The sequence below is a fragment of the Leptothrix mechoopdaensis (SeqCode) genome (assembly GCF_053893855.1).
Map to the genome: position 1 here is coordinate 2,015,463 of NZ_CM132699.1, position 24,656 is coordinate 2,040,118.

General features: G+C 71.2%; 17 protein-coding genes. 11 read left to right on the forward strand and 6 right to left on the reverse strand.

Annotated features, from left to right (window positions below; genetic code table 11):
- Positions 1-358 precede the first annotated feature (358 nt).
- The 3 genes from bcsB to ACWA7K_RS08940 are packed head-to-tail and all read left to right on the forward strand — an operon-like array spanning position 359 to position 7,617.
- On the forward strand, positions 359-2,647 hold the full coding sequence (gene bcsB / locus ACWA7K_RS08930; protein ID WP_456210425.1) for a cellulose biosynthesis cyclic di-GMP-binding regulatory protein BcsB: 2,289 nt from the start codon (positions 359-361) through the stop codon (positions 2,645-2,647).
- Between the two features lie 3 nt (positions 2,648-2,650).
- Entirely contained in the window at positions 2,651-3,808 is a 1,158-nt protein-coding gene (bcsZ, locus tag ACWA7K_RS08935; protein WP_456167697.1) for a cellulose synthase complex periplasmic endoglucanase BcsZ, read from the forward strand.
- A complete protein-coding gene (locus ACWA7K_RS08940) occupies positions 3,796-7,617 on the forward strand; it encodes a cellulose synthase subunit BcsC-related outer membrane protein (protein WP_456167699.1) in 3,822 nt (1,273 codons plus the stop codon). Before bcsZ ends, ACWA7K_RS08940 begins: the two co-directional genes overlap by 13 nt.
- Positions 7,618-7,657: 40 nt before the next feature.
- Here the strand turns inward: ACWA7K_RS08940 and bcsG are convergent, their stop codons facing one another.
- The 4 genes from bcsG to ACWA7K_RS08960 all read right to left on the reverse strand — a co-directional run bounded on the left by bcsG (position 7,658) and on the right by ACWA7K_RS08960 (position 14,574).
- Complete coding sequence (gene bcsG, locus ACWA7K_RS08945; RefSeq protein ID WP_456167701.1) at positions 7,658-9,223, reverse strand: cellulose biosynthesis protein BcsG; 1,566 nt, start codon at positions 9,221-9,223, stop codon at positions 7,658-7,660.
- 2 nt (positions 9,224-9,225) lie between these two features.
- Positions 9,226-11,889, reverse strand: a complete 2,664-nt coding sequence (bcsA, locus tag ACWA7K_RS08950; protein ID WP_456167703.1) for a UDP-forming cellulose synthase catalytic subunit — start codon at positions 11,887-11,889, stop codon at positions 9,226-9,228.
- Between the two features lie 179 nt (positions 11,890-12,068).
- Positions 12,069-12,851 carry an enoyl-CoA hydratase gene (locus tag ACWA7K_RS08955; RefSeq protein WP_456167705.1) on the reverse strand — a complete coding sequence of 261 codons (783 nt, stop codon included), beginning with the start codon at positions 12,849-12,851 and terminating at the stop codon, positions 12,069-12,071.
- 40 nt (positions 12,852-12,891) lie between these two features.
- Complete coding sequence (locus ACWA7K_RS08960; protein ID WP_456167707.1) at positions 12,892-14,574, reverse strand: acyl-CoA synthetase; 1,683 nt, start codon at positions 14,572-14,574, stop codon at positions 12,892-12,894.
- Positions 14,575-14,695: 121 nt separating this feature from the next.
- Between ACWA7K_RS08960 and mltB the strand changes: the two genes are divergently transcribed.
- The 5 genes from mltB (at position 14,696) to ACWA7K_RS08985 (ending at position 20,141) form a co-directional block, all read left to right on the forward strand.
- Positions 14,696-15,778, forward strand: a complete 1,083-nt coding sequence (gene mltB / locus ACWA7K_RS08965) for a lytic murein transglycosylase B (RefSeq protein WP_456167709.1) — start codon at positions 14,696-14,698, stop codon at positions 15,776-15,778.
- Between the two features lie 74 nt (positions 15,779-15,852).
- A complete protein-coding gene (locus tag ACWA7K_RS08970; protein ID WP_456167711.1) occupies positions 15,853-17,832 on the forward strand; it encodes an ATP-binding cassette domain-containing protein in 1,980 nt (659 codons plus the stop codon).
- A gap of 66 nt (positions 17,833-17,898) precedes the next feature.
- A complete protein-coding gene (locus tag ACWA7K_RS08975; protein ID WP_456167713.1) occupies positions 17,899-19,044 on the forward strand; it encodes a hypothetical protein in 1,146 nt (381 codons plus the stop codon).
- 87 nt (positions 19,045-19,131) lie between these two features.
- Complete coding sequence (locus ACWA7K_RS08980; RefSeq protein WP_456167715.1) at positions 19,132-19,602, forward strand: MarR family winged helix-turn-helix transcriptional regulator; 471 nt, start codon at positions 19,132-19,134, stop codon at positions 19,600-19,602.
- A 110-nt stretch (positions 19,603-19,712) separates the two neighbouring features.
- Complete coding sequence (locus tag ACWA7K_RS08985) at positions 19,713-20,141, forward strand: organic hydroperoxide resistance protein (RefSeq protein WP_456167717.1); 429 nt, start codon at positions 19,713-19,715, stop codon at positions 20,139-20,141.
- 16 nt (positions 20,142-20,157) lie between these two features.
- Here ACWA7K_RS08985 and ACWA7K_RS08990 read toward each other — a convergent pair whose 3' ends face one another.
- A complete protein-coding gene (locus tag ACWA7K_RS08990) occupies positions 20,158-21,168 on the reverse strand; it encodes an asparaginase (protein ID WP_456167719.1) in 1,011 nt (336 codons plus the stop codon).
- Positions 21,169-21,256: 88 nt separating this feature from the next.
- On the opposite strand from ACWA7K_RS08990, the gene lexA reads away from it, so the two are divergent.
- From lexA to mnmH, 3 genes are all read left to right on the forward strand, one after another.
- On the forward strand, positions 21,257-21,946 hold the full coding sequence (lexA, locus tag ACWA7K_RS08995; RefSeq protein WP_456167721.1) for a transcriptional repressor LexA: 690 nt from the start codon (positions 21,257-21,259) through the stop codon (positions 21,944-21,946).
- 249 nt (positions 21,947-22,195) lie between these two features.
- Positions 22,196-22,582, forward strand: coding sequence for a hypothetical protein (locus ACWA7K_RS09000; RefSeq protein WP_456167723.1), 387 nt, complete (start codon positions 22,196-22,198; stop codon positions 22,580-22,582).
- A gap of 47 nt (positions 22,583-22,629) precedes the next feature.
- Positions 22,630-23,694 (forward strand): tRNA 2-selenouridine(34) synthase MnmH, encoded by a 1,065-nt coding sequence (mnmH, locus tag ACWA7K_RS09005; RefSeq protein WP_456167725.1) that lies wholly within the window; start codon positions 22,630-22,632, stop codon positions 23,692-23,694.
- Positions 23,695-23,861: 167 nt separating this feature from the next.
- Here the strand turns inward: mnmH and phbB are convergent, their stop codons facing one another.
- On the reverse strand, positions 23,862-24,599 hold the full coding sequence (gene phbB / locus ACWA7K_RS09010) for an acetoacetyl-CoA reductase (protein ID WP_456167727.1): 738 nt from the start codon (positions 24,597-24,599) through the stop codon (positions 23,862-23,864).
- Positions 24,600-24,656 lie beyond the last annotated feature (57 nt).

The following is a 24,656-nucleotide window of genomic DNA, read 5'->3' on the forward strand; positions in this document are numbered from 1 at the left end:
ATCACGGAGGGGACGCGCCACGAGGCCCGTCCCTTCTTCCATTTCAGGGCCACCCAAAATGTGACAAAGGCTCCGACGGGAACTCTGCACGCCGTCGTCAGTACCTCGACTGGGTGATTGCTGGCGTGAAATTGTCAGTTTCGGCGCCGTTTTTCGAGAGATTGATAACCCAAGCCGGCGGGTATCATTCTGTTACGCGGTGGACATTTTGTGGCCGCGATGTGACGCCTGGATTACCGGGCTGGCATGACAGACTCGATCAACCCCCGTTGTAGTGCGATCCATGGCAGATATCCGTCACACCTCCCGAGTTCGACCGCGACGTCTGGCCGCCATCCTGGCCGCCCTGGGCGTGGGAATGGCTCCGCTGCAGGCGACCACGGCCGCCAATGCCGGGCCGTCGCCAATGGTCGGCAACGCGGCGTTGAGCGACATCCAGGTGGCCAACGCGGCCCAGCAGGTGATCGACCAGGCGCTGGCGCAGCCGACCGGCGCCGGAACCCCCGACAGCTCGGTCCGGACCCAGCAGATCCTGCTGCGTGACCTTGGCGTGCAGGCGCCGATCGAGCTGCGCGGCATCGACCAGAGCGTCTACCTGCCACTGTCCGTGCGTCTCGACGAGACGGTCCAGAAGGCCCGTCTGCGGCTGAACTACACCTTCTCGCCCGGCCTGCTGCCGGACCTCTCGCAGATCAAGGTCTTCATCAACGACGAGGTGCTGGGCACCGTGCCGGCCGTCAAGGGCAAGCTTGGCGCGCCGCAGACGATCGACGTCGACCTCGACCCGCGCTACTTCACCGAATACGCCAAGCTGCGGCTGCAGTTCATCGGCCACTACACGCTCGACTGCGAATACCCGTTCCACACCTCGCTGTGGGCCCAGATCAGCAACCAGAGCGTGCTGGAACTGACCACGCGCCGCCTGCCGCTGCGCAACGACCTGTCGCTGCTGCCGACGCCGTTCTTCGACGTGCGCGACTCGTCTCGCCTGCGCCTGCCCTTTGTCATGGCCGGCACGCCGCCGCTGGACGTGGTGCGCAGCGCCGGGGTGCTGAGCAGCTGGTTCGGCGCGATGGCCAGCTACCGCGGCGCCGACTTCCCGGTCTCGGCCAAGCTGCCGTCCGGCCATTCGATCGTGCTGGCGACCAACGAGCACCGCCCCACCGGCATCGACGTGCCGCAGGTCGAGCAGCCGACGCTGAAGATGGTCGACCACCCGGCCGACCCGGGCGCCAAGGTGCTGCTGGTGCTGGGACGCGACGCCGCCCAGCTGGCTCAGGCGGTCGACGCGCTGGTGCTCGGCCAGGCCGCGCTGAGCGGCGAGCAGGCCAGCGTCTCCAAGGTCGAGCTGCCGGCCCGGCTGGCCGCGCACGACGCGCCCAACATCGTCAAGACCGGCGGCCTGGTGAAGCTGGGCCAGCTGGTCGGCGGCGCGCAGTCGCTGCAGGTCACGGGCACCACGCTGCCGGTGATCCGGATGCCGCTGCGCCTGCCGGCCGACACCTTCGCGTGGCGCACCGAGGGCGTGCCCATCGAGCTGCGCTACCGCTACACGCCGCCGGCCCAGCTCGGCACCGCGCGGCTGGCGGTGCAGATCAACGACCAGCTGGTCGAATCGTTCCTGCTGCGCCCGGCCAATGCGCAGAGCTCGCAGTCGCAGCGCATGCTGCTGCCCTTCCTGGAGATCGGCGGCACCTTCGACCGGCAGGAACTGGTCGTGCCGGCGTTCCAGCTGGGCAGTACCAACGAGCTGCAGTTCCGCTTCGAGATCCCGCCGGTCGAGAGCGCACGCTGCCGCGACACCGTGCTGGTGTCGCAGGCCAGCATCGACGCGGACTCGACCATCGACCTGCGCAACCTCGAGCACTACGCGACGCTGCCCAACCTGGCGATGTACGCCAACAGCGGCTTCCCGTTCACCAAGTACGCCGACCTGGCCGAGACCGCGGTGGTGCTGCCCGACCTGCCCGGTCCCGAGGAGATCGAGACCGCGCTGGGCGTGCTGGGCCAGATGGGCGCGGCGACCGGTGTGGCCGGCACGCGGCTGCAGATCGTCGGCGCCAGCCAGGTCAAGACGGTGGCCGACCGCGACCTGCTGGTGATCGCCACCGGCACCGCGCCGGCACCGCTGGACGGCTGGAGCCAGACGCTGCCGACCCACCTCGACGGCGACGCCCGCGGCAACGCGCCGCTGACCCGCTTCAGCGACACCGCCGCCGAGTGGTTCACCGGCGCCCTGCCGCGTCGTTACCCGGGCAAGGCCTGGGCCGAATGGAAGTCGTCCGGCCCGCTGGCCGCGCTGATGGCCTTCGAGTCGCCGCTGTCGGCCGGCCGCAGCGTCGTCGCGCTGCAGGCCACCGATCCGAGCACGCTGGGCGTGATGCGCGCCGCGCTGCTCGACCCCGGCAAGGTCGCGCAGATGCAGGGCGACCTGGTGCTGGTGCGCGGCACGCAGCTCGAATCGTTCCGCGTCGGCGACGTCTACCAGGTCGGCGAGCTGCGCTGGTGGCGCTGGGTCTGGTTCCAGATGCGCGGCCATCCGCTGCTGCTGGTGCTGCTGGTCGGCCTGGTCTCGCTGCTGCTCGCGCTGACCATCTACCGTGCGCTGCGCGCCCGCGCCGAGCGCCGCGTCCAAGGCGAATCCTGAACCGTGTTGCTCCGACGTGACCTGCTGGCCGCGCTGGCGTTCGGGCTGCCCCTGACGTCCTGCGCCCGCCCCTCGACCGGCTGCACCCCTGGCGGTGTGGACGAGTGGACCGACTGGGAAGTGTTCCGGCGCGCGCTGGTGAGCGAGGACGGCCGCGTCATCGACCCGGTCGGCCGCGACGTGACGACCTCCGAAGGCCAGTCCTACGCGCTGTTCTTCGCGCTGGTGGCCGGCCAGCAGGCGGTGTTCGACCGGCTGCTGCGCTGGACCGAGGACAACCTCTGCGGCGGCGACATGGCCAGCCGCCTGCCGGCCTGGCAATGGGGCAGACGCGACGACGGCCGCTGGGACGTGATGGACGCCAACGCCGCCAGCGACGCCGACCTGTGGATCGCCTACACGCTGGCCCAGGCCGGCCGGCTGTGGAAGAACCGCCGCTACGAGGCACTGTCGCAGGTGCTCGGCCGGCGCATCCTGGCCGAGGAGGTGGTCGAGCTCGCAGGGCTCGGTCCGACCCTGCTGCCCGGGCCGAAGGGCTTCCGCCTCGACGAGGACAGCCACAGGCTGAACCCGAGCTACCTGCCGCCGCCGCTGCTGGCGTGGTTCGCCGGCAACCGCCCGGAAGCCGCCTGGAAGGGCCTGCGGGCCTCGTCGCTGCAGATCCTGTCGACCTGCGCGCCGCGCGGGCTGGCGCCGGAATGGACCGTGCACGTGCGCGGCCGTGGCCTGGTGGCAGACCGCCTGCCGGTGGAAGACCGCGTGGGCAGCTACAACGCGATTCGCGTCTACCTGTGGCTGGGCCTGACCCACCCGGACGACCCGGCCCTGCCGGCCCTGCTGCGGCTGTACGCGCCGATGGCAAGGCTGGCCGGCGCGCGTGGCGCCGTGCCCGAGGTGGTCGACCCGGCCACCGGCGAGGCACTGGCGACCAGCCCGGACGGTCCGACCGGCTTCCAGTCGGCGCTGCTGCCGATGCTCGCCCGGCTCGGCGACCGCAGCGTCAGCCAGAAGCTCAAGGCCCGCATCGAGGCGCGGCCGATCCAGGCCCGCCACTACTACGACCAGGTGCTGAACCTGTTCGCGTCGGCCCACCTGGCCGGCCGCTACCAGTTCAGCGCCGGTGGCCACCTGCAGACGAGCTGGGCGCCATGCGACGCCTGAGCTGGCTGCTGCTGGCCCTGGCCTTGCCGGCACCGGTGCTGGCCGCGCCGACACCTGCGCCGGTGTCCGACCCGGCCCGACGCAGCCTCGACGCATTGCTCGACAGCGCCCAGGTCTGGCATGCGCGCAAGCGCCCGGACCTGGCGCGTGGCGTGCTGCAGAAGATGCTGGCGGTGCAGGCCAACGAGCCGCGCGCGCTGCTGATGCTCGGCGAGCTCGACCTGCGCGCGGGCCGCAGCAATGCCGCGCTGGCCCAGCTGGCGCAGTTGCAGTCCAGCCACCCCGACAGCCCCGAGCTGCGCCAGCTGCAGCAGCTTGCGCAGCTGCACACCAACGACCAGCAGCGCCTGACGCGCCTGCTGCAGCTGCGCGAACGTGGCGAGCTGGCCCAGGCCGCCACGCTGGCGCGGCAGATGTTCCCGACCGGCGAGGCGCCCGGCCTGCTGGGCGCCGAGATGGCCGGCCTGATCGCCAGCACGCCTGGCGGCTGGGACATCAGCCGGCGCCAGATCGAGGCCCGCGTCACCCGCAGCGGCACCTCGCTGGACCGGCTCGCGCTGGCCGAGGTGCTGTCGCTGTCGCCGGTCACCCGCAAGCAGGCCTGGGTCCGGCTGCGCGAGCTGGCCGGCGAAGGCGCCTTGCCGCGCGAAACCATCGCCACGAGCTGGCGCCGGGCGATCCGCCTGCAGCCGGACGACGTCGCCGTCGGCCCGCTCTGGGACGACTACCGCCGCGTGATCGGCGAGGCCGGCGATGTCGCCGGCAGCCCGAGCGGCACCGGCCGCGCCGCCGCCGCCGCGGTGCTGACCCCCGTCGACCCGAAGGCGCCTGCAGCCCGGTCGACGCCCACCGAACCGCCCCGAGCCTTGGCAGCGGCCCCTGCGGCGAAGGCCGGTGCGCCGAAATCGGAGCTGAAAGCCGAGCCGAAAGCCGACCCGAAACCCGCACCGGCCCCGGTCCGCACGCCGACACCGGCCGAGCTGGCGATGAACGCCGCCAAGGCCGAGGCCGAGCGCCTGCTCGACCTGAAGACCGACGCGACCGATGCCGAGGCGGCCACGCTGCTGTCGGACGCGCTGGTCCGTCATGGCGACGATGGGCAGGCCTGGGGCCTGTACGGCATCGCCCGCCTGCGCCAGGGCGAACATGCCGCCGCCGTGCCGGCCTTCGACCGCGCCCTGGCGGGCGATCCGGGCGACGCCGCACGCTGGCGCAGCCTGGGCCTGACCGCGCGCTACTGGGCCGGCGTGGCCGAGGCCCGGGCCGCCGCCCAGGCCGGCGACGACGAACGCGTCACCGCCCTGCTCGAACCGCTGCTCGACAGCCAGCCCGAGGCCATCGAGGCGCCGCTGCTGCTGGCCGGCGCCGCCGCCCGGCAAGGCCGCGACGAGGCGGCCCGTCACCTCTATGAACGGGTGCTCGCCCGCTCGCCGGACGAGGCCCGCGCCTGGCGCGGCCTGACCGCGCTGGCGATGCGTCAGGACCCCGAAGGCGCGCTGGCGATGCTGGTGCAGCGCTATGGCGGCAGCGCCGCCACGATCGACCGGCCGGAAGGTGTCAACCCCGGCGTGCCGCTGGCCGATGCCGTCGACACCGGCGCGGTGCGCCGCCATGCCGACCAGCGCCGCGCCGAAGGCCGCCACGGCGCCGCGTTGCGGCTGCTGGAACAGGCCCTCGCCCTGGCGCCGGACGACACCTGGCTGCGCTACGACACGGCACGCCTCTATGCCGACTTCCAGCTGCCGGGCCTGGCCCTGGCGGTGATGGACGAAGGCCTGGCCGGCCCGTCCCGCAACGAACCGGACCTGCTGCAGGCCGCCGCGCTGATCGCGCTGGCCGCCGATGCGCCGCGACGGGCGGTCGAGATCCTCGACGGCCTGCCCGCCGCGCTGGCCGCCGGACCGCAGCGCGACCTGGTCCTGCGAGCCCGCCGCGAACGCGCGCTGACGAGTGCCCGCGAGTCGCTGCTGGCACAGGACATCCCGCACACCCGGGCCTGGCTGGACGAGGCCGAGCAGCTGATCGACCAGCGCGGCCAGGCCCTGCTGGCCAGCAACGCGGGCGCCGCGTCGACCGACGCGGGTCCGGAAACCGCCGCCTTCGACCCCTGGCCCGACCTGCGCGTCGCCCGCATGCGGCTGGCCACCCACGAGACCCGCGCCGCCCGCGACCGCCTGGGTCTGCTGCCGCCGCTGGCCCTGGTGCCGCAGGTGCAGGCGCTGCTCGAATGGGCACGCCTGAACGCCGATGCCGGCCAGCAGGAAACCGCGCTGGACGGGCTGCAGAAGACGCTCGACGCCGCGCCAGCGTCGACCGGCTGGTCGAACGCCGAACGCGCCGAGGTGCTGCTGGCGCACGCCCAGCTGGCGCTCGACCTGGACCTGCCCGGCACCGCCCGGTTCGATGCCGAACGGCTGGCCACGCTGCTGCCCGACGACGCCCGCGATGGCCGCCTGCGCCTGCTGCGCCTGCAACGCCGGATGGGCAACCCGGCGGCGGCACGGACCACGCTGGGCGCCCTGCTGGGGCAGTTGCCGAACGATCCGCTGGTGCGCATCGAGGCGGCCCGCCAGGCCCGTCAGGACGACGACGAGGCCACCGCGCTGGCACATCTGGACGTGGCCCGGCGCCGCGCCCTGCCCGGCAGCGACACGGCGCTGGAAGTCGAACGGGTCCAGGACGCGATCGAGGCCGACAACCAGCCGATCGTCGAGACCGCCCTGCACAGCGGCCGCAACAGCGGCAGCGCCGGCCGGTCCGACCTGGCCAGCCGAGAGCTGACCGCCCGCGTGACGCTGCCGAAGATCGGCCGCGGCCAGTTCTTCGTCCACGTCGACCGGCTGTCGCTGGACGCCGGCACCTTGCCCGCCAACGCCGGCAATGCCGACCTGCTCGGCCGCAGCCGGCTGACCTCGCCAGGCGGACTGGCCGCCGGCTCGCCGCAGTCGTCCGACGGCGCCGCGATCGGCGTCGGCTGGCGCGGCGGCAACCAGGAGATCGACCTCGGTGTCGTCGACCTGCGGGTGCGCAACTGGCTTGGCGGCTGGCGCCTGAGCGGCGAACAGGGCAGCGTGGGCTGGCGCGTCGGCCTGAACCGGCGGCTGGTGACCGGCAGCCTGCTGGCCTGGGGCGGCGCGCGTGACCCGGTCGACGGCCATGTCTGGGGCGGCGTGACGCTGACGGCGGTCAACGCCGCGCTGAGCCGCGACCTCGACGACGCCAACAGCCTCCAGGGCGAACTGCGCGCCGGCGTGCTGCAGGGCAAGGGCGTCGCCAGCAACAGCACCTGGCAGGCCCGTGCCGCCTACACCCATGTGCTGAGCGCCAGCACGACGCAGCGCAGCACGCTGGGCGCCAACCTGAGCGTCTGGTCCTACCGCCGCAACCTGAGCTTCCACACCGATGGCCAGGGCGGCTACTACAGCCCGCAGGCCTATGCCGCGATCGGCGTGCCCTGGGTGTTCGAGGGCATGGACGGCCGGCTGGCCTGGCAGATGCGCCTGAACGCAAGCTACAGCCGCACGCGCGAGGACGACTCGCCCTACTACCCGGCCGACCCGGCCGCCCAGGCCGCCGCCGGCAACCCGATCCATGCGGGCGGGCCGGGTGGCGGCTTCGGCGGCTCGGCACGGGCGATCGTCGAATGGCGCGCGGCACCGAGCTGGGCCGTCGGCACGGCGCTGTCGCTGGAACGGTCGAGCGGCTATTCACCGCACCAGGCCAGCGTCTACCTGCGCCACTGGATGGGCCGCGTGCCGCCGCCGCTGGGCTGGCCGCCGGAGATGCTCGAGTCCTACGTACGCCGCTGAGCGCCGCTGAGCGCCGCTGACCGCCGCCCGGAGCGGCGGTTCAGGGCTGCGCCGGCAGCATCGACCAGCCGCCTTGCGGCGTGCGCAGGTAGGCGTAGGGCCCGCGTTCGAGGTAGATGTGGCCGGCGTTCTCGGCCACCCACTCGACCGGCGGCAGGGCCTGGCCCAGCTCGACCAGGCGCTGCGGCTGCGCCGCTTGCTCGCCCCCGTGGACCAGCGAGGCCACCACCGCGAACAGCGACTGGTAGCTGGCGTTCTGCTGGACGTCGATCGGCGGCGCGTCGGGCGCCCGGGCGGTGCCGAAGTTCAGCAGCATCACGCCGGCCGGCACGTGCGTGATCGTGCGGGTCGGCAGCTCGCGCAGGCCGGACACCTGGCGCGCATCGCCACGCAGCGCGCCGCCGTGTTCGGGCGCCAGCACGACGACGGTCGGGCGGCCGCTCTGCCGGATCAGGTCGACGAAACGGTCGAGGTCGTCGAGCAGCTTGCGGGCCCGCGGCGCATAGGTGTCGAGGCTGGAGACCGAGGCGATGCCCGGCACGCGGTTGCCGTCGTGCAGGCTGATCGTGTTGTAGAGCAGCGCGACGCGACTGGCGCCGGCCGCGCCGGCACGGGCGCGCCACCAGCGCGACAGCACCTCGCCGTCGTCGCGGATCGGGCTGCCGTCGAAGCTGCTCATCGCCACCGGCGCGTCCAGCACCTGTTCGGGCATCGCGGCCAGGCCGCTGTCACGTCGCAGCGTGTCGGTGAAGCTGTCGAAGCGGCCGTCGTGGTTGAGCAGCACGGCCGGCTGGTAGCCGGCCTTTTCGAGCCCGCGCATCAGCAGGCACTCGCCGCGCGCGCCGCCGTACAGCTCGCCCTGCGGCACCAGGCCGCAGTTGCCGTGCAGCAGCCGCAGGACGGCCGGACCGCTGTAGGTCGCGCCGCTGTTGAAGCGGTCGAACACGACGTCGAAGCGGCGCAGGAACGGTGCGTCGCCGAGCTTGACCATGTCGAGGTCGTCCCACGACAGCGAACAGATGCTGAGGATGACCAGGTCGAACGGCGGCGGTCCGCCGTCTTCGGGGAACTTGAGCGTCTTGGCCCGTTCGCCGTCGTGGAACGCGGCCAGCGTGCGGTCGAGCTGGGCCAGCTCGATCGGGCCGTTGCCGCCGCCGTCGCGGGCCGACAGCTGGGCCAGTTCCTCCTGCCGGGCACGCTGGGCCGGCGACGGCCACAGCGCCAGCAGCGCCAGGCCGATGAAGACCCAGACCGACAGGCGCAGCCACGTCGCCAGACCGGCCAGCAACACGCCACAGACCAGCAGCGCGGCCAGCATCGGCGCGTTGATCACGCGCGTGGCCAGCTCGAACAGGTAGGGCAGGCTGAAATCGCTGACCGCCCCCCAGCTGGCCCACAGGCGCGACAGCGGCGGCCAGGGCGACTCGTGGTAGAGCAAGGCCAGCGCCAGCGGCAGGGCCGCCCAGCGCACGACCCGGCGCCAGGTGCCGGTCAGCGGCCAGGCCAGCAGCACGGCCAGTGCCAGGTTGGCCAGCAGCGCCAGCTCGATCAGGCCGGCCATGTGCAGGCCGAACTTCAGCAGGAAATACGTCGCGTAGGCACCCATGATCAGCCCCGCTCCAGCAGCACGCGGCGCAGCCGCGCGGTGCGGTCGCCCAGCCAGTGGCCGGCATCGCTGCGCCAGCCGGCGGCGCCGTCGCGGACATGGCCGATGCCGTTGCGGATCAGCAGCGCGTAGCTGCTCCAGCCGAGCTTGGCGATCTCGATCAGGCCGTGCAGCGCCCGGTCGCTCTCGGGCGCGAGCTGCCAGTTCACCCAGGCGTCCTTGCGGGTGAAGGTGCAGCGGATCAGCGCGGCCTGCTGGTCAAGGTTGAGGCGGCCGAACTTCAGCGCCAGCCGGTCACCCCGGTGGCTCACCACCTGAACCGGCAGCAGCTGCGGGCGGCCCTCGTCGAACAGCCGCAGGCCGAGCGTCTGGCCGGCCGGCAGCGCCAGCTCGCCGGGCACGCCGCGCAGGCCGACGCCCGACAGCGCGTAGTCCTCGGTCTCGCACGGCAGCAGCTCGCCCGACGGCGTCATCAGCTCGGCCCGCAGCCGGCTGTTGACGCGGGTGTTGCGGCGCACCTGGCGACGCTCGCGCGCCACGCCGATCGCCGCACCCAGGGCCAGCAGGTTGTAGACCGTCCAGGCCATGTTCAGCAGGATCGTGCCCCACTCCCACGGGTAGACGATCAGCCGCCCCAGGCCGAACACCAGACCCGCCGCGTTCAGCAGCACCAGCGCGAAGTACGGCCGCGCGATGTGCCAGTCGACATGGGTCTGCTCGATCAGGCCGCCCTTGGCCGTGACGTCGAAGTTGCCGCCACGCGGGTTGATCAGCGCGGCCGTCGTCGGCACCGCGACATACCAGGCCAGCACGGTCTCGTAGAGCTCGGACCAGAAGGTGTGGCGGTGCGGGCCGGCGATGTGGGCGTTGGCGATGTGCGGCAGCACCAGGTGCGGCAGCAGGTACAGCAGCAGCGTGCCGACCTGCGCGTGGATGATGTGGAACTCGAAGAACAGGTAGCCCAGGGGCGCGGTCAGGAAGACCAGCCGGGGCAGCCCGTAGAAGAAGTGCAGCATCGCGTTGGAATAACACAGCCGCTGCATCGGCTTCAGGCCCGGCCCGAGCAGGGGGCAGTCGATCCGGAAGATCTGCGCCATGCCGCGGGCCCAGCGGATGCGCTGGCGCACGTGGCCCGACAGGCTCTCGGTGGCCAGGCCGGCGGCCAGCGTCTCGTTGAGGTAGGCCGTGCGCCAGCCGCGGCGGTGCAGCTTCAGGGCGGTGTGGGCGTCCTCGGTGACGGTCTCCACCGCGATGCCGCCGATCTCGTCGAGCGCCGAACGCCGCAGCACCGCGCAGGAGCCGCAGAAGAAGCTGGCGTTCCAGACGTCGTTGCCGTCCTGCACCAGGCCGTAGAACAGCACGCCCTCGTTGGGCACGCGCCGGAAGGTGTCGAGGTTGCGCTCGAACGGGTCGGGCGAGAAGAAGTGGTGCGGCGTCTGCACCAGCGCGCAGCGCGCGTCGCGCAGCAGCCAGCCCATCGTGTTGACCAGGAAACCGCGCACCGGCATGTGGTCGCAGTCGAAGATGGCGATGTACTCGCCGTCCGTCACCTTCATCGCCGCGTTGAGGTTGCCGGCCTTGGCGTGGCGGTTGTCGCTGCGGGTCAGGTAGTGGACGCCGGCCTCCTCGGCGAAGGCCTTCATCTCGGCGCGGCGGCCGTCGTCGAGCAGGTGGATGCGCAGCCGGTCGGCCGGCCAGTCCATGTCGCGCGCGGCCAGCACGGTCGGGCCGACGACGCTGAGCGGCTCGTTGTAGGTGGGGATGTAGACGTCGACCGTCGGCCACTGGTCGCGCGGCAGCTCGATCGGCACGATCGGCCGCTTCAGCGGTCGCGAGGTCTGCAGGAAGCCCAGCACCATCACCAGCCACGCATAGACCTCGGCCAGCAGCAGGCCGATGCCCAGCACGGTCTCCCAGCCGGGGTTGAAGTCGAGCGATTCGGTGATGCGCCACCAGCCGTAGCGGCACGACGCCAGCATCGCCAGCGAGACCAGCAGCAGCGTCGGCAGGTTGCCGGGGATGCGCCGCACCAGCAGCACCAGCAGCAGCATCGCGACGAAGAACATGAACTGGCTGACGGGGCTCATCGGCGTGCTGGCGGCCAGCCAGAACGCGGCCACGCTGACGAGGCCCAGGCTGATGCGCACCGGCGCGCGGCGCCACACCGGTCGGTCGGACCAGCGTTCGAGCACCTGACCGACCGGCGAGAAGTCGACCCGCTGCCATTGTTCGAGGTAGGCGTCGTACAGACGGCCCGGCGAATACCGGGCCAGGGTCGCGAGCATGCGGCGCCAGCCGGACGGCGGCGGCGAGGCCGTCGGCGTCGCCGGCGTGGCCGCAGCGGGCGCAGCGCCCGGCATCGCCGGCACGGCCGGCCCGGGTTGGCCGAACGACGCGCCGGCGGTGATCTCGGTCCGGCCACCGCTGCCGGAGCGGCGCAGCACGCCGATGCGCTGGCGGCGGATCGGTGCCCCGTCACGGACCTGCGGGGCGGGCGCGGTGTCCGGCACGCGGCGCGCCTGCGTCGGCTGCGGCGTCTGTCGCGTCAGTCGGACCCGGCGACGCTGCGGCGGCAGCACGAACAGGCGCGTGAGCCAGCAGCGCCAGTCATCCGGCCGTTCGACCTGCAGCGCCCGCGCGCATCGTTTGAAGAATCCGACCGTCATCCGCTGTGCCTGGCTCGCCCATGTTGGAAACAAATTGTCACCGAACCTCCAACCCAAGGGTGGCTCATGCGGTGATCCCGAGACGGCCCGAAGGCACGAGGGCCGTCTTCAAGCCATTTTCAAGCCATATTCAAGCGGAAAGCGATAAAACCGAAACGAAGAAAAACGGCCAATCGGGATCAGATGCGCGGCGGACGCTTCTCGATGAAGGCCTGCACACCTTCCAGCGCGGCCTCATCCATCATGTTGCAGGCCATGCTCTGGCCGGCCAGCTGGTAGGCGGCGGCGAGGCCCATCTCGAGCTGGCGGTAGAACTGGTCCTTGCCCATCGCCAGCGCCACGCGCGGCTTGGCGACGATGCGCGCGACCAGCCGCTCGACCTCGGCGTCCAGCGCGTCCATCGGCACGACCCGGTTGACGAGGCCCTGCTCGCGGGCCTCGTCGGCGCTGATGAAGTCGCCGGTGACCAGCATCTCGAACGCCTGCTTGCGGCCGACGTTGCGGCCCAGCGCGACGCTCGGCGTGGCGCAGAACAGGCCCAGGTTGACGCCGCTGACCGCGAAGCGTGCCGTGTCGGCCGCGACGGCCAGGTCGCACTGCGCGACCAGCTGGCAACCGGCCGCCGTGGCGATGCCCTGGACCCGCGCGATCACCGGCACCGGCAGCGCCTGGATCGCCAGCATCACCTTGCTGCAGCGCGCGAACAGCTGCTGGTAATACGCCAGCGACGGCTCGGCGCGCATCTCCTTGAGGTCATGGCCGGCGCAGAAAGCCTTGCCCTGCGCGGCCAGCACGACCACGCGGACCCGTTCGTCGCGGGCGATGGCATCGAACTCGGTCTGCAGCGCGGCCAGCATCGCCTCGCTCAGCGCGTTGAAGGCCTGCGGCCGGTTGAGCGTCAGCGTCAGCACGCCGCGTTCGTCCATCTGGCGCAGCAGCAAGGGGTCGTCGAGGGTCAGCATGGGGATGTCTCCTGTGGGGCCGGCAAGGTGGGCTTGGCGCTCACTCGATCGCCTGGTTCGAGCGCGCCCGCTCGCGCAGCTGGAACTTCTGGATCTTGCCGGTCGACGTCTTCGGGATGGCCTCGAAGCGGATCTCGCGCGGCACCTTGTAGCCCGCCAGCAGCGCCTTGCAATGGGCGATCAGCGCGGCCGCATCGACCTGCGCGCCGGGCGCGAGCTCGACATAGGCCAGCGGCGTCTCGCCCCACTTCGGATCGGGCTTGGCGACGACGGCGGCGGCCATCACGGCGGGGTGGCGGTAGAGGGCGTCCTCGACCTCGATCGAGCTGATGTTCTCGCCGCCCGAGATGATGATGTCCTTGCTGCGGTCCTTGATCTTCACGTAGCGGTCGGGCTCCATGACGGCCAGGTCGCCGGTGTGGAACCAGCCGCCCTCGAAGGCCTTCAGCGTCGCCTTCGGGTTCTTCAGGTAGCCCTTCATGACGATGTTGCCGCGGAACATGATCTCGCCCATCGTCGTGCCGTCGGCCGGCAGCTCGGCCAGCGTCTCGGGGTCGAACACGGCCATGCCTTCCTGCAGCTCGTAGCGCACGCCCTGGCGGCCGTTCAGGCGGGTCTGCTCGGACAGGTCGGCAGCGGCCCATTCAGGCGCCTTGACCGCCACGGACGCGGGGCCGTAGACCTCGGTCAGGCCGTAGACATGGGTGATGTCGAAGCCCAGCCGGGCCATGCCCTCGATCATCGCGGCCGGCGGCGCGGCACCGGCCACCAGGCCACGCACCTTGCCGAGTCCGACACGCAGTTCGGCCGGTGCGTTGATCAGCAGGCTGTGCACGATCGGCGCGGCGCAGTAGTGGTCGACGCCGTGGTCGCGCATCGCCGCCAGGATCGCGCCGGCCTCGACCTTGCGCAGGCAGACATGCGTGCCGCCCAGCAGCGCCACGGTCCACGGGAAGCACCAGCCGTTGCAATGGAACATCGGCAGCGTCCACAGGTAGACCGGGAAGTGCGGCATGGTCCAGGTCACGCTGTTGCTGACCGCGTTCAGGTAGGCGCCGCGGTGGTGCGTGACGACGCCCTTGGGGTCGCCGGTGGTGCCGCTGGTGTAGCTGACCGCGATGGCGTCCCACTCGTCGGCCGGGCCGTCCAGCCGGGCCAAGGGCGCATGCGCCGCCAGCAGAGCTTCGTACTCGTGCGCGCCCAGGCGTTCGTGCGGGCCGGCGAACTCGCTGTCGCAGACATCGATGACGACGATCTCGCGGCCGTGCGTGGCCTTCAGCAGCGCCAGCGTCTTGTCGATCAGCGGCGCGAACTCGCTGTCGGTGATCAGCACCATCGCCTCGCAGTGGTTCATCTGCCAGGCCAGCAGTGGCGCATCCAGCCGCGTGTTCAGGGTGTTCAGCACGGCGCCCAGGGCCGGCACGGCGTAGTGGGCCTCGACCATCTCGGGCGTGTTGGGCAGCATCGCGCTGACGGTGCAACCCTTGCCGACACCCAGCGCCTGCAGCGCGGCGGCCAGCCGGGCGCTGCGCTCGCGCACCTGGCCCCAGGTGTAGCGGCGCGCTCCGTGGATCACGGCGGGCCGGTCGCGGTAGACCTCGGCGCTGCGTTCGACGAAGCTGACGGGGCTCAGCGGCACGTGGTTGGCAGCGTTGCGCGGCAGGTCCTGGTCGTAGATGCCAGGGGTCGTCTTGGCAAGATTCGATTGCGTGACGGTGTTCACCGGTAGCCTCCTGAAACTGAGGCTTGCACTCTACCCAAGCCGCCTGTCCCGAGGCTGTCCGCCCCGCACGTACACTGCCGCGCCGCCCGGGCCTGCCGCCCTTTTCCTGCCGTTCCCACCGATGTCCGTTCCCCCTGCCGCGTCGAAACCCGTCCTGACGCGGGCCCTGGTCATGGGCCTGCTGGTCAGTCTGGCCCCGACGCTGGCCGATGCCGCCAGCCACCGCAAGCCGCCCGCCCGCGCCGCCGTCCAGACACCGCCCTACGGGCTGCGCGACGACGTGCAGGCCTACATCCGCGAGGTCCAGGCCGCTCACCCGGAATGGCCGGCCGACTGGGTCGCCCGCACGATCGGGCAGGCCCGCCACCTCCCCCAGGTGCCGCAGCTGATCATGCCGCCGCCGGCCGGCGCGGCGAAGAACTGGGCCGCCTACCGGGCCCGCTTCGTCGAGCCGCGCCGCATCGCCGCCGGTGTCGCGTTCTGGCGTGAACATGGCTCGGCACTGGCCCGCGCCGAAGCCCGCTGGGGCGTACCGGCCGAGGTCATCGTCGGCGTCATCGGCGTCGAGACGCTCTACGGCCAGCACATGGGCCGCATGAAGACGGTCGACGCGCTGGCCACGCTGGCGTTCGACTTCCCCACCGGCCGCAGCGACCGCAGCGCCTTCTTCCGCAGCGAGCTGACCGCCCTGCTCGAACTCGCGATGCGCGACGGCATCGAGCTCGACACGCTGCGCGGCAGCTATGCCGGCGCGCTCGGCTGGCCGCAGTTCATGCCCAGTTCGTGGCTGCGCCATGCGGTCGACTTCGACAGCGACGGCCGCATCGCGCTGCACGAGAGCCCCGTCGACGCGATCGGCAGCGTCGCGAACTTCCTGGCCGCCCACGGCTGGCAGGCCGGCATGCCCAGCACCTACGGCATCACGCCGCCCAGCCAGGCCGATGCGCTGGCCACGCTGATGGCGCCCGACATCAAGCCCAGCTTCGCGCCGCTGGCGATGGCCCAGCTCGGCGCCGCGCTCGACGAGGCCGCGCTCGAACATGGCGGGCCGCTGGCGCTGATCCGGCTCGAGAACGGTGACACGGCCGAGCCCACCTTCATGGCCGGCACGCAGAATTTCTGGGTGCTGACCCGCTACAACTGGTCGGCCTACTACGCCAGCGCCGTGCTCGAACTGGGCCGGGCCATCGCCCAGTCCCGCTGAGGGCGGCCGCGCCTCAGCCGTCACCCGCTCGCCACCACGCCTCGCCGCCCCGTCTCCTTCCTTTCCCGGTCCCCATGCTCCAACTCAAGAACATCACGCTGCGACGCGGCACCAAGGTCGTGCTCGACAGCACCGGCTTCACGCTGCAGCCGGGCGAGAAGGCCAGCCTGGTCGGCCGCAACGGCGCGGGCAAGTCCAGCCTGTTCGCGCTGCTGACCGACCGGCTGCAGGCCGATGCCGGCGAGGTCGAGATGCCGCCGCGCTGGCGCCTGGCCGAGGTCGCGCAGAACATGCCCGAGACCGACATGCCGGCGACCGACTTCGTGCTGGAAGGCGACACGCCGCTGATGGCCGCCCGCGCCGCGCTGGCCGCCGCCGAGGCCGCCGAGGACGGCCACGCGATCGCCGATGCCCACGTCGCGCTGGCCGAGGCCGGCGACTTCGACGCCCGCTCGCGCGGCCAGTCGCTGCTGATGGGCCTGGGCTTCACGATGGCGCAGGTCGACGCGCCGGTGAACAGCTTCTCCGGCGGCTGGCGCATGCGCCTGCAGCTGGCCCGCGCGCTGATGTGCCCGAGCGACCTGCTGCTGCTCGACGAGCCGACCAACCACCTGGACCTCGACGCGCTGGTCTGGCTCGAAGCCTGGCTGCAGCGCTATGAAGGCACGATGCTGGTGATCAGCCACGACCGCGAGTTCCTCGACGCGATCACCCGCGTGACGCTGCATCTGGACGAGTCGAAGCTGACCCGCTACGGCGGCAACTACAGCAGCTTCGAGGTCATGCGCGCCGAGCGCATGGAGCAGCAGCAGTCGGCCTTCTCGCGCCAGCAGGAGAAGGTGGCGCAGCTGCAGCGCTTCATCGACCGCTTCAAGGCCAAGGCCAGCAAGGCCAAGCAGGCGCAGAGCCGCGTCAAGGCCCTGGCCCGGATGGAGAAGCTCGCGCCCATCCTCACCAGCGCCGACTTCGAGTTCGAGTTCCGCGAGCCCGCCAGCCTGCCCAACCCGATGCTCGTGCTGAGCGACCTGCAGGTCGGCTATCGCGGCAGCGACGGCGCGCCGGACGTGCCCATCGTCCACCGCATCAACAAGAGCGTGCTGCCGGGCCAGCGCATCGGCATCCTCGGCGCCAACGGCCAGGGCAAGTCGACGCTGGTCAAGACGCTGGCGCGCACGCTGCCGGCGCTGGACGGCCACATCCAGGAAGGCAAGGGCCTGGCGATCGGCTACTTCGCGCAGCAGGAGATGGACGTGCTGCGGCCGGACGAAGGCCCGCTGCAGCACATGATCCGGCTGGCTCGCGACGTGAGCCCGCAGGCGCGCGAACAGGAGCTGCGCGACTTCCTCGGCCGCTTCCGCTTCGTCGGTGACATGGTCGCCCAGGCGGTCGGCAGCCTGTCGGGTGGCGAGAAGGCGCGGCTGGTGCTGGCGATGCTGGTCTGGCAGCGCCCCAACCTGCTGCTGCTGGACGAACCGACCAACCACCTGGACCTGACCACCCGCGAGGCGCTGAGCCTGGCGCTCAACGAATACGAGGGTTCGGTGATGCTGGTCAGCCACGACCGCGCGCTGCTGCGCGAGGTCTGCGACGAGTTCTGGCTGGTCGCGCACGGCAAGGTCGAACCGTTCGACGGCGATCTGGACGACTACCAGAAGTGGCTGCTCGAACAGAGCCGCGAGACCCAGCGTGCCGCGCGCGAGGCGCAGAACGCCGGCAAGTCCGCCAGCGTCGTGACCGGCAAGACCGCATCGGCCCCGAGCCCGGCACCGACCTCCGCCAACCGCGAGGACCGCAAGGCGGCGGCCGAGGCGCGCCAGAAGCGCGCCGAGCGGGTCCGGCCGATCAAGAAGGAACAGACCGCCGTCGAGGCCCGACTGGCCAAGGCGCAGGCCGAACACGACCAGTTGCTGGCCGGCCTGGGCGACGCCGGCCTGAGCCCGGCCGACCGCGCCGAACAGGGTCGCCGCGTCAAGGCGCTGGCCGACGAGATCGAGACGCTGGAGATGCGCTGGCTGGAACTCGGCGAGGCGCTGGAAGCGATCGACGCCAGCTGATCCGGTGCGGTCGGCATCACAAAAGACTGGATGTTCATACAGTCTTTTGTGGCAGACTGGCACGCCATGAGCCGAGCCAGCCCCCGCCGTGTCCAGCGCGCCCCGGAGCGACGCGCCCCGCGTGTCACCTTGCCGGAGGTGCCGGTCCCAGGGCCAGCGTTGACGCTGTTCGATCTGCCCGAGGCGGGCGCCCCGCCCCGGCGCCGAGGTCGCCCGCCGCAGCACGGTTCGGTCGATGCCGCGGCCGGTGCGGCCGACACGCTGCGCGAACAACCCTGGCCTTTGGCGCGCCGCCGGAGTCCGACCGCAGCTGACGATGACGTCGTGCCGGCCGTCGTCGTCCCCGAGACCTGCCAGAGCCTGCTGCGCGCCAACGATCACCACGACCTGCCCTGCCCGCTGGTCGCCAACGCCTACCGCGTCGAGCCCGCATCGGGCGACAACCCGGCGCGCATCCACGCCAAGGTCAACGCCCCGCAGCGCCTGCGCGAGGCCTTGCGCCGCCCCGGTCTGGTGGCCCGGCCGATCCAGCTCGGCACGCTGGTCGACCCTTACCTGGCCGTCGAACGCGAACAGCGCCTGACCCGCGCGCTGCTCGAAGTGCTGGCCGAGGCGCGTCACCCGGTCGGTCTGGTCAGCGCGTCGCCCGCCATCGTGCGCGACCTGGATCTGCTGGCCGACCTCGCCAGCCGCGATCAGGCCCTGGTGCTGATGCGCATCGCGCCGCAGATCTGCCCGCTCGGACTGGTGACCGACCCGGCCACATCCGAATCCGCGCCGGTGGCCGGTGCGCCCTTGGCAAGAAGGCGCGGACGCAAGCCCGTGGCAGCCGCGCCCGGTGCCACCCAGCGCGAACAGCTGGCGGCCAGCGCCTGGCTGCAGTCGCTGAAGAAGCTGGCGGCGGCCGGTGTCCGGGTCGGCGTGCTGCTCGATCTCGCGGGCGAAGGACACGACCCTGCCGAGCTTCTGGCGCCCGACGCGGATCCGGATCGGCGCGCCGCCTGGCTGGCGCTGTTCGCCCTGCTGCAAGCGGCGGGTGCCCGGCTGTGGCGCTGCACGCTGCCCGGCGATCGCCTGGACGACCGGCTGGCCTTGGCCGATCTGGCCGCGCAGGCAGGCCTGTCCGGCGACCTGCCCGCGCTGGATGCCCGTCCCTTCGTGCCACCCGCACCCTTGCCTGCACCCGCGCCCCGGCAGGTCACGCTGTTCTGACGGGGCTGCGCCGATGTGGCGACCCGGGCACGCAGCGAAAGACCATATTGCGAACGATTAGATTGTGCGCAATGTAAAGTGCGCCACATGACGTCCAGCCCGCAGCAATCGATCGAACCCGCCTTGCCCGACGACGGCCTGCGGCTGGATCAGCAGCTGTGTTTTGCGCTGTATTCCGCCTCGCTGGCGATGACCAAGGTCTACCGCCCGCTGCTGGATGCGATGGGCCTGACCTACCCGCAGTACCTCGTGATGCTGGTGCTCTGGGAACGCGAGGTCGTCTCGGTGGGCGAACTGGGCGAACACCTGAACCTCGATTCCGGCACCTTGACGCCCTTGCTCAAGCGCCTGGAAGCACAGGGTCGCCTGGTCCGCAACCGCAGCGCGAGTGACGAGCGGCGGGTCGAGGTCAGCCTGACCGACGACGGCCGCGCGCTGCGAGCGCAGGCCCGCGAGATCCCGCCGCGCATCCTCGGCGGCCTCGGCTGCACGCTCGACGAACTGGGTTCGCTGACACGCCGGTTGCAGTCGCTGAGACAGACGCTGCAGGACCGCTGACCACCCGCGACAGCCGCGCGCCACCCGAACGAATTCCCGCCCGCCCGTATTCCCACCCGCCCATATTCCCACCCGCCCATGTCCGGGCATTCCACCGAAAGGACCTTCCGATGGCTCTCCAGCAAGTTCTCTACACCGCCCACGCCACCTCGACCGGCGGCCGTGACGGCAGCTCGCAGTCCGACGACGGCCGCCTGTCGGTCAAGCTGTCCGTGCCCAAGGGCCTGGGCGGCGACGACGGCGCCGGCACCAACCCCGAGCAGCTGTTCGCCGCCGGCTATTCGGCCTGCTTCCTGGGCGCGCTGAAGTTCGTCGCCGGTCAGAAGAAGGTCGCCCTGCCGTCGAACGTGACCATCAGCGCCGACATCGGCATCGGCCCGATCCCGAACGGCTTCGGCATCCAGGCCGCGCTGCAGGTCTCGATCCCCGGCATGGACCGTGGCCAGGCCGAAGAGCTGGTGCAGGCCGCCCACATCGTCTGCCCCTACTCGAACGCGACGCGCGGCAACATCGACGTCAACCTGACGACGGTGGTCTGACGCGACACCGGGCTGCTCAGCTGCGCTGCCGGGCGACCAGCAGCTGCAGCAGCAGCTCGACCCGAGCCTGTGCCGGCGTCAGCCCGCCCGCGCTCGGCAGCGTCTCGGCGGCGGCCGGCAGGATCACGCCGGCGCCGTGACGCAAGGCGCGCAGCACCGCGACGCCCTCGCGGCTGGCGCGCATCAGGCTGGACCGCAGTTCCTCGTGCAGCGTGCCGTTGCCGGTGCAGGCCACCACGATGCCCTGCACACCGGCATCGAGCAGCAGGTCGACGATGCGGCCATCGGCACCGCCGTGGCTGACGACGATCTGCACCTCCGGCCAGATCTCGGCCGACAGGACCCCCAGGCCCAAGGCCTCGCCGACCGGCCAGTCACGCAGCTGACGCAGCCGGCCTTCCTCGACAAAGCCGATCGCTCCGGCATCGCCGGCACTGAACGCGTCGGTCCGATAGGGATGCACCTTGCGGACCTCGAGGCCGCTCCACACCGTGCCCGCCACCATCGCCACGACCCCGCGTGCGTTCGGCTGGCGAGCCAGGCCGATCGCCTGACGCAGGTTGGCGGGCCCGTCGGCCTCGGATGAACTCGCCGGCCGCATCGCGGCGGTCAGAACGACCGGCTTGCCAGGCGCCAGCACCCGCTGCAGCAGATAGGCGGTTTCCTCCAGCGTGTCGGTGCCGTGCGTGATGACGACGCCGGCCACCTCGTCACGGGCCAGATGGCTGGCAACCCGCTCGGCGATGCGGCGCCAGACGGCATGGCTCATGTCCTTGCTGTCGATCTGGGCGACCTGTTCGGCCTCCAGCCGCAGGCCGCTGGCCACCCCATCGTCCAGTCCGGGTACGCCGTCGAGCAGGTCCGCCACGCTCACCACCCCGGCGCTGTAGCCGACGTTGTCGCGTGCATGGCCGGCCTTGCCGGAGATGGTGCCGCCGGTGCCGAGCACGACGACCGTTCGCGCCAGCCCCGGTTCGGCCGGCTCGGTGACATTCGCTTGGGTTACTTCGTTCGGATGGCTTGTCATGTCCTGGGAACTGGATAAAAATACAGATACTGGATGAACAGCCAGTGCCCACGCCAACCGGCGCCGGGCGTCCAGCCGGCGAGGCCACGTGAACGACAGCCCCAAATTGACCGCGCGACAGCAGCAGGTGCTCGACCTGATCCAGAGCAGCATCGAGCGCACCGGCGCCCCGCCCACGCGGGCCGAGATCGCCGCCGAACTTGGCTTCAAGTCCGCCAACGCTGCCGAGGAACACCTGCAGGCGCTGGCCCGCAAGGGCGTCATCGAACTGCTGGGCGGCACCTCGCGAGGCATCCGTTTGCAGTCTGACACACTGCGTTCGATCCATGAATCACGCCTGCGCGGCATCGGCCAGCAGTTCAACCTGCCGCTCGCGTCGCTGGCGCAGCTGACCTTGCCGCTGGTCGGTCGCGTCGCCGCCGGTCACCCGATCCTGGCCCAGGAACACGTCGACCAGACCTACACGGTCGAGGCCCACCTGTTCGCCCGCAAGCCCGATTTCCTGCTGAAGGTGCGCGGCATGAGCATGCGCGATGCCGGCATCCTCGATGGCGACCTGCTCGCCGTGCAGCGCGCCAGCGAGGCCAAGAACGGCCAGATCGTCGTGGCGCGGCTGGGTGACGAGGTCACCGTCAAGCGCTTCCGCCGCAGCAAGTCGGGCATCGAGCTGATCCCCGAGAACCCCGACTTCGACATCATCCACGTCGGTGACGGCAGCCCCGAGTTCACGCTCGAGGGCCTGGCCGTCGGGCTGATCCGCAACACGATGCTGATGTAGCCAGGCCCTGCGCCGAAGGAAACCGAGTCCTTCGGCGCAACACGAGGCTTCCCCCGTGACGCAATGCCAGCGACCGGCCCCCGAGCTCAAGGGAGCGAGCTGCGCCGCGCGATCGGATTGCCGATACAACCGACAGACGCGTTCAACAGACGCAACCGACGGCAGCCTGCTGGCAAGCCGCGTGGCAACACGCGGGCGCATGACTTCCGTCCCTCGAGAAACACCCGAGACACCCGACCGGAGTTCGTGATGCAACGTTGGCTACAGCAGTGGATTCTTGACCTGGGCGCCGGCTTCATGCCGCAAGCCGCCCTTCCCGCCATCGACCCGCGTGCGCCCAGCGCCATGGCGGCCCGGGGCCTCGTGCCCCATGCCGCACCGCGCCGCGGCCGGGCCAGGCGTGCGGTCGTCGTGACCAACCGCCCGGCCACCACCGGCATCGGCCGATCGCTCGACCCCGCAGCCGATGCCGACAAGGGCCACCGGGTGCGCCTGAGCGTCGACCCGGCCGATGCCAGCCGCACGCGCATCTGCGGCCGCATGGCAGACGTCTGCGACGCGCTGGACGCGCTGATCGACCGGGAAGCCGCCCAGGCGGCAGCTCTGGCGGTCCGGGCCACCGGCTGGAGCGACTGAGATCGGCTGACCACGCCCGAGGGCACCGGCCGCACGACAATCGCGGCATGAGTCTTCAACGAGTTGCCGTGCCGGACGCCCTCCAGGCATTGGAAAGCTACAGCGCCATCATCGATGTGCGCTCTCCCGCCGAATATGCCGAGGATCACCTGCCCGGCGCCGTCAACTGGCCGGTGCTGGACGACGAGGAGCGCCGCATCGTCGGCACGCTCTACAAGCAGGTCTCGGCCTTCGAGGCCCGCAAGCGCGGCGCGGCGCTGGTGGCCCGCCGGATCGCCGATCACCTCGACCAGTGGGTCGCGCCGGTCGACAAGCACTGGCGTCCGCTGGTGTACTGCTGGCGCGGCGGGGATCGTTCCGGGACGATGTCGTGGTTTCTCGACCGGGTCGGCTTTCGCGCGCAGGTGATCGATGGTGGCTACAAGGCCTATCGCAACCAGGTCCGTGAAGACCTCGAAACCTGGCCCGATCGATTCGAGTGGCGCGTGCTCTGCGGCAAGACCGGCTCGGGCAAGACGCGCCTGCTGCACGAGCTGGCCCGACAGGGCGCCCAGGTGCTCGACCTGGAAGGCCTGGCCGTTCACCGCGGTTCGGTCCTCGGCTTGCCACCGGGCGAGACGCAGCCCAGCCAGAAGATGCTCGACAGCCGGATCTGGCAGGCCCTGCGCGGCTTCGATCCGTCCCGGCCGGTCCACGTCGAGAGCGAGAGCAAGAAGCTCGGCCAGCGCTGGTTGCCCGAGGCCCTGATCGCCCGCATGCGCGCGCACGGTCGCTGCGTGCTGGTCGAGATGTCGGACGACGCGCGACTTCAGCTGCTGCTGGAGGACTACGACCACCTGCACCGTGACCCGGAGAACTTCTGCCGCTTGCTCGACGGACTGGTCGAACTGCGGGGCCGCGAACGGGTCAAGCAGTGGCAGGCCCAGGCCCGCGCCGGCGAGACCGCTGCCGTGTTCCGGGACCTGATGCAGCAGCACTACGACCCGGGCTACATGAGCTCGCTGGCCCAGCACTTCGAGGGCCTGAAGGCGGCTCGGACACTCGTGCTGGCCGATGGCGGCGCGGCGAGCCTGGCGGCTGCGGCGGCGGAGCTGATCGCTGCCGAGGGCTGAAGCAGCCCTGGAACGACAAACGGCGCTGTCCGAGGGCAGCGCCGTTTGTTCTTGATGGATGAGAGCAGTGAAGTCCGTTGACTGCCACCGCCCCCCACGACCGGCCCTGCAGGGCCGGTCGCTTCGTCAGGCAGGAAAGGGTCCTCAGGACCCTTTCCGGTCCTGACTCAGCCCATGTGCAGGCCGCCGTTGCAGCTGAAGTCCGCACCGGTCGTGAAGCCCGAATCGTCGCCGGCCAGCCAGCCAACGATCGAGGCGATCTCCTCCGGCGTACCCAGGCGCTTGACCGGGATCGTCGCGACGATCTTCTCGAGCACTTCCGGCTTGATCGCGCGGACCATGTCGGTGCCGATGTAGCCCGGGCTGACGGTGTTCACGGTGACACCCTTGGCGGCCAGTTCCTGCGCCAGGGCCATCGTGAAGCCGTGCATGCCGGCCTTGGCGGCCGAGTAGTTGGTCTGACCGGCCTGACCCTTCTCGCCGTTGACCGACGAGATCTGGATGATGCGACCGAAGCCGCGCTCGGCCATGTCCGCCACCACCTGCTTGGTGACGTTGAACATCGACGTCAGGTTGGTGCTGATGACGGCTTCCCAGTCTTCCTTGCTCATCTTCAGGAACATGCGGTCGCGCGTGATGCCGGCGTTGTTGACCAGCACGTCGATCGGACCGTGTTCGGCCTTGGCCTTGGCGAACGCCTCGACGGTCGAGTCCCAGTCGGCGACGTTGCCGGCCGATGCGTAGAAGGTGTAGCCAAGGACGCGCTGTTCCTCGATCCACTTGACGTGGTCACGGCTCGGGCCGCAGCCGGCGATGACCTTGAAACCGTCCTTCGCCAGACGCTGGCAGATGGCGGTACCAATGCCACCCATGCCACCCGTCACATACGCCACTTTCTGTGCCATTGCTCTGCTCCTCTGTGCAAGTCGATCCTGGACGGCCGCATCATCGCGCGGCCGGAT

Coding starts and splice junctions, on each gene's coding strand:
- bcsB (WP_456210425.1), top strand. CDS start 359: ATGGCTCCGCTGCAGGCGACCACGGCCGCCAATGCCGGGCCGTCGCCA.
- ACWA7K_RS08940 (WP_456167699.1), top strand. CDS start 3,796: ATGCGACGCCTGAGCTGGCTGCTGCTGGCCCTGGCCTTGCCGGCACCG.
- bcsG (WP_456167701.1), bottom strand. CDS start 9,223: ATGGGTGCCTACGCGACGTATTTCCTGCTGAAGTTCGGCCTGCACATG.
- bcsA (WP_456167703.1), bottom strand. CDS start 11,889: ATGACGGTCGGATTCTTCAAACGATGCGCGCGGGCGCTGCAGGTCGAA.
- ACWA7K_RS08955 (WP_456167705.1), bottom strand. CDS start 12,851: ATGCTGACCCTCGACGACCCCTTGCTGCTGCGCCAGATGGACGAACGC.
- mltB (WP_456167709.1), top strand. CDS start 14,696: ATGTCCGTTCCCCCTGCCGCGTCGAAACCCGTCCTGACGCGGGCCCTG.
- ACWA7K_RS08970 (WP_456167711.1), top strand. CDS start 15,853: ATGCTCCAACTCAAGAACATCACGCTGCGACGCGGCACCAAGGTCGTG.
- ACWA7K_RS08975 (WP_456167713.1), top strand. CDS start 17,899: ATGAGCCGAGCCAGCCCCCGCCGTGTCCAGCGCGCCCCGGAGCGACGC.
- ACWA7K_RS08980 (WP_456167715.1), top strand. CDS start 19,132: ATGACGTCCAGCCCGCAGCAATCGATCGAACCCGCCTTGCCCGACGAC.
- ACWA7K_RS08985 (WP_456167717.1), top strand. CDS start 19,713: ATGGCTCTCCAGCAAGTTCTCTACACCGCCCACGCCACCTCGACCGGC.
- ACWA7K_RS08990 (WP_456167719.1), bottom strand. CDS start 21,168: ATGACAAGCCATCCGAACGAAGTAACCCAAGCGAATGTCACCGAGCCG.
- ACWA7K_RS09000 (WP_456167723.1), top strand. CDS start 22,196: ATGCAACGTTGGCTACAGCAGTGGATTCTTGACCTGGGCGCCGGCTTC.
- mnmH (WP_456167725.1), top strand. CDS start 22,630: ATGAGTCTTCAACGAGTTGCCGTGCCGGACGCCCTCCAGGCATTGGAA.
- phbB (WP_456167727.1), bottom strand. CDS start 24,599: ATGGCACAGAAAGTGGCGTATGTGACGGGTGGCATGGGTGGCATTGGT.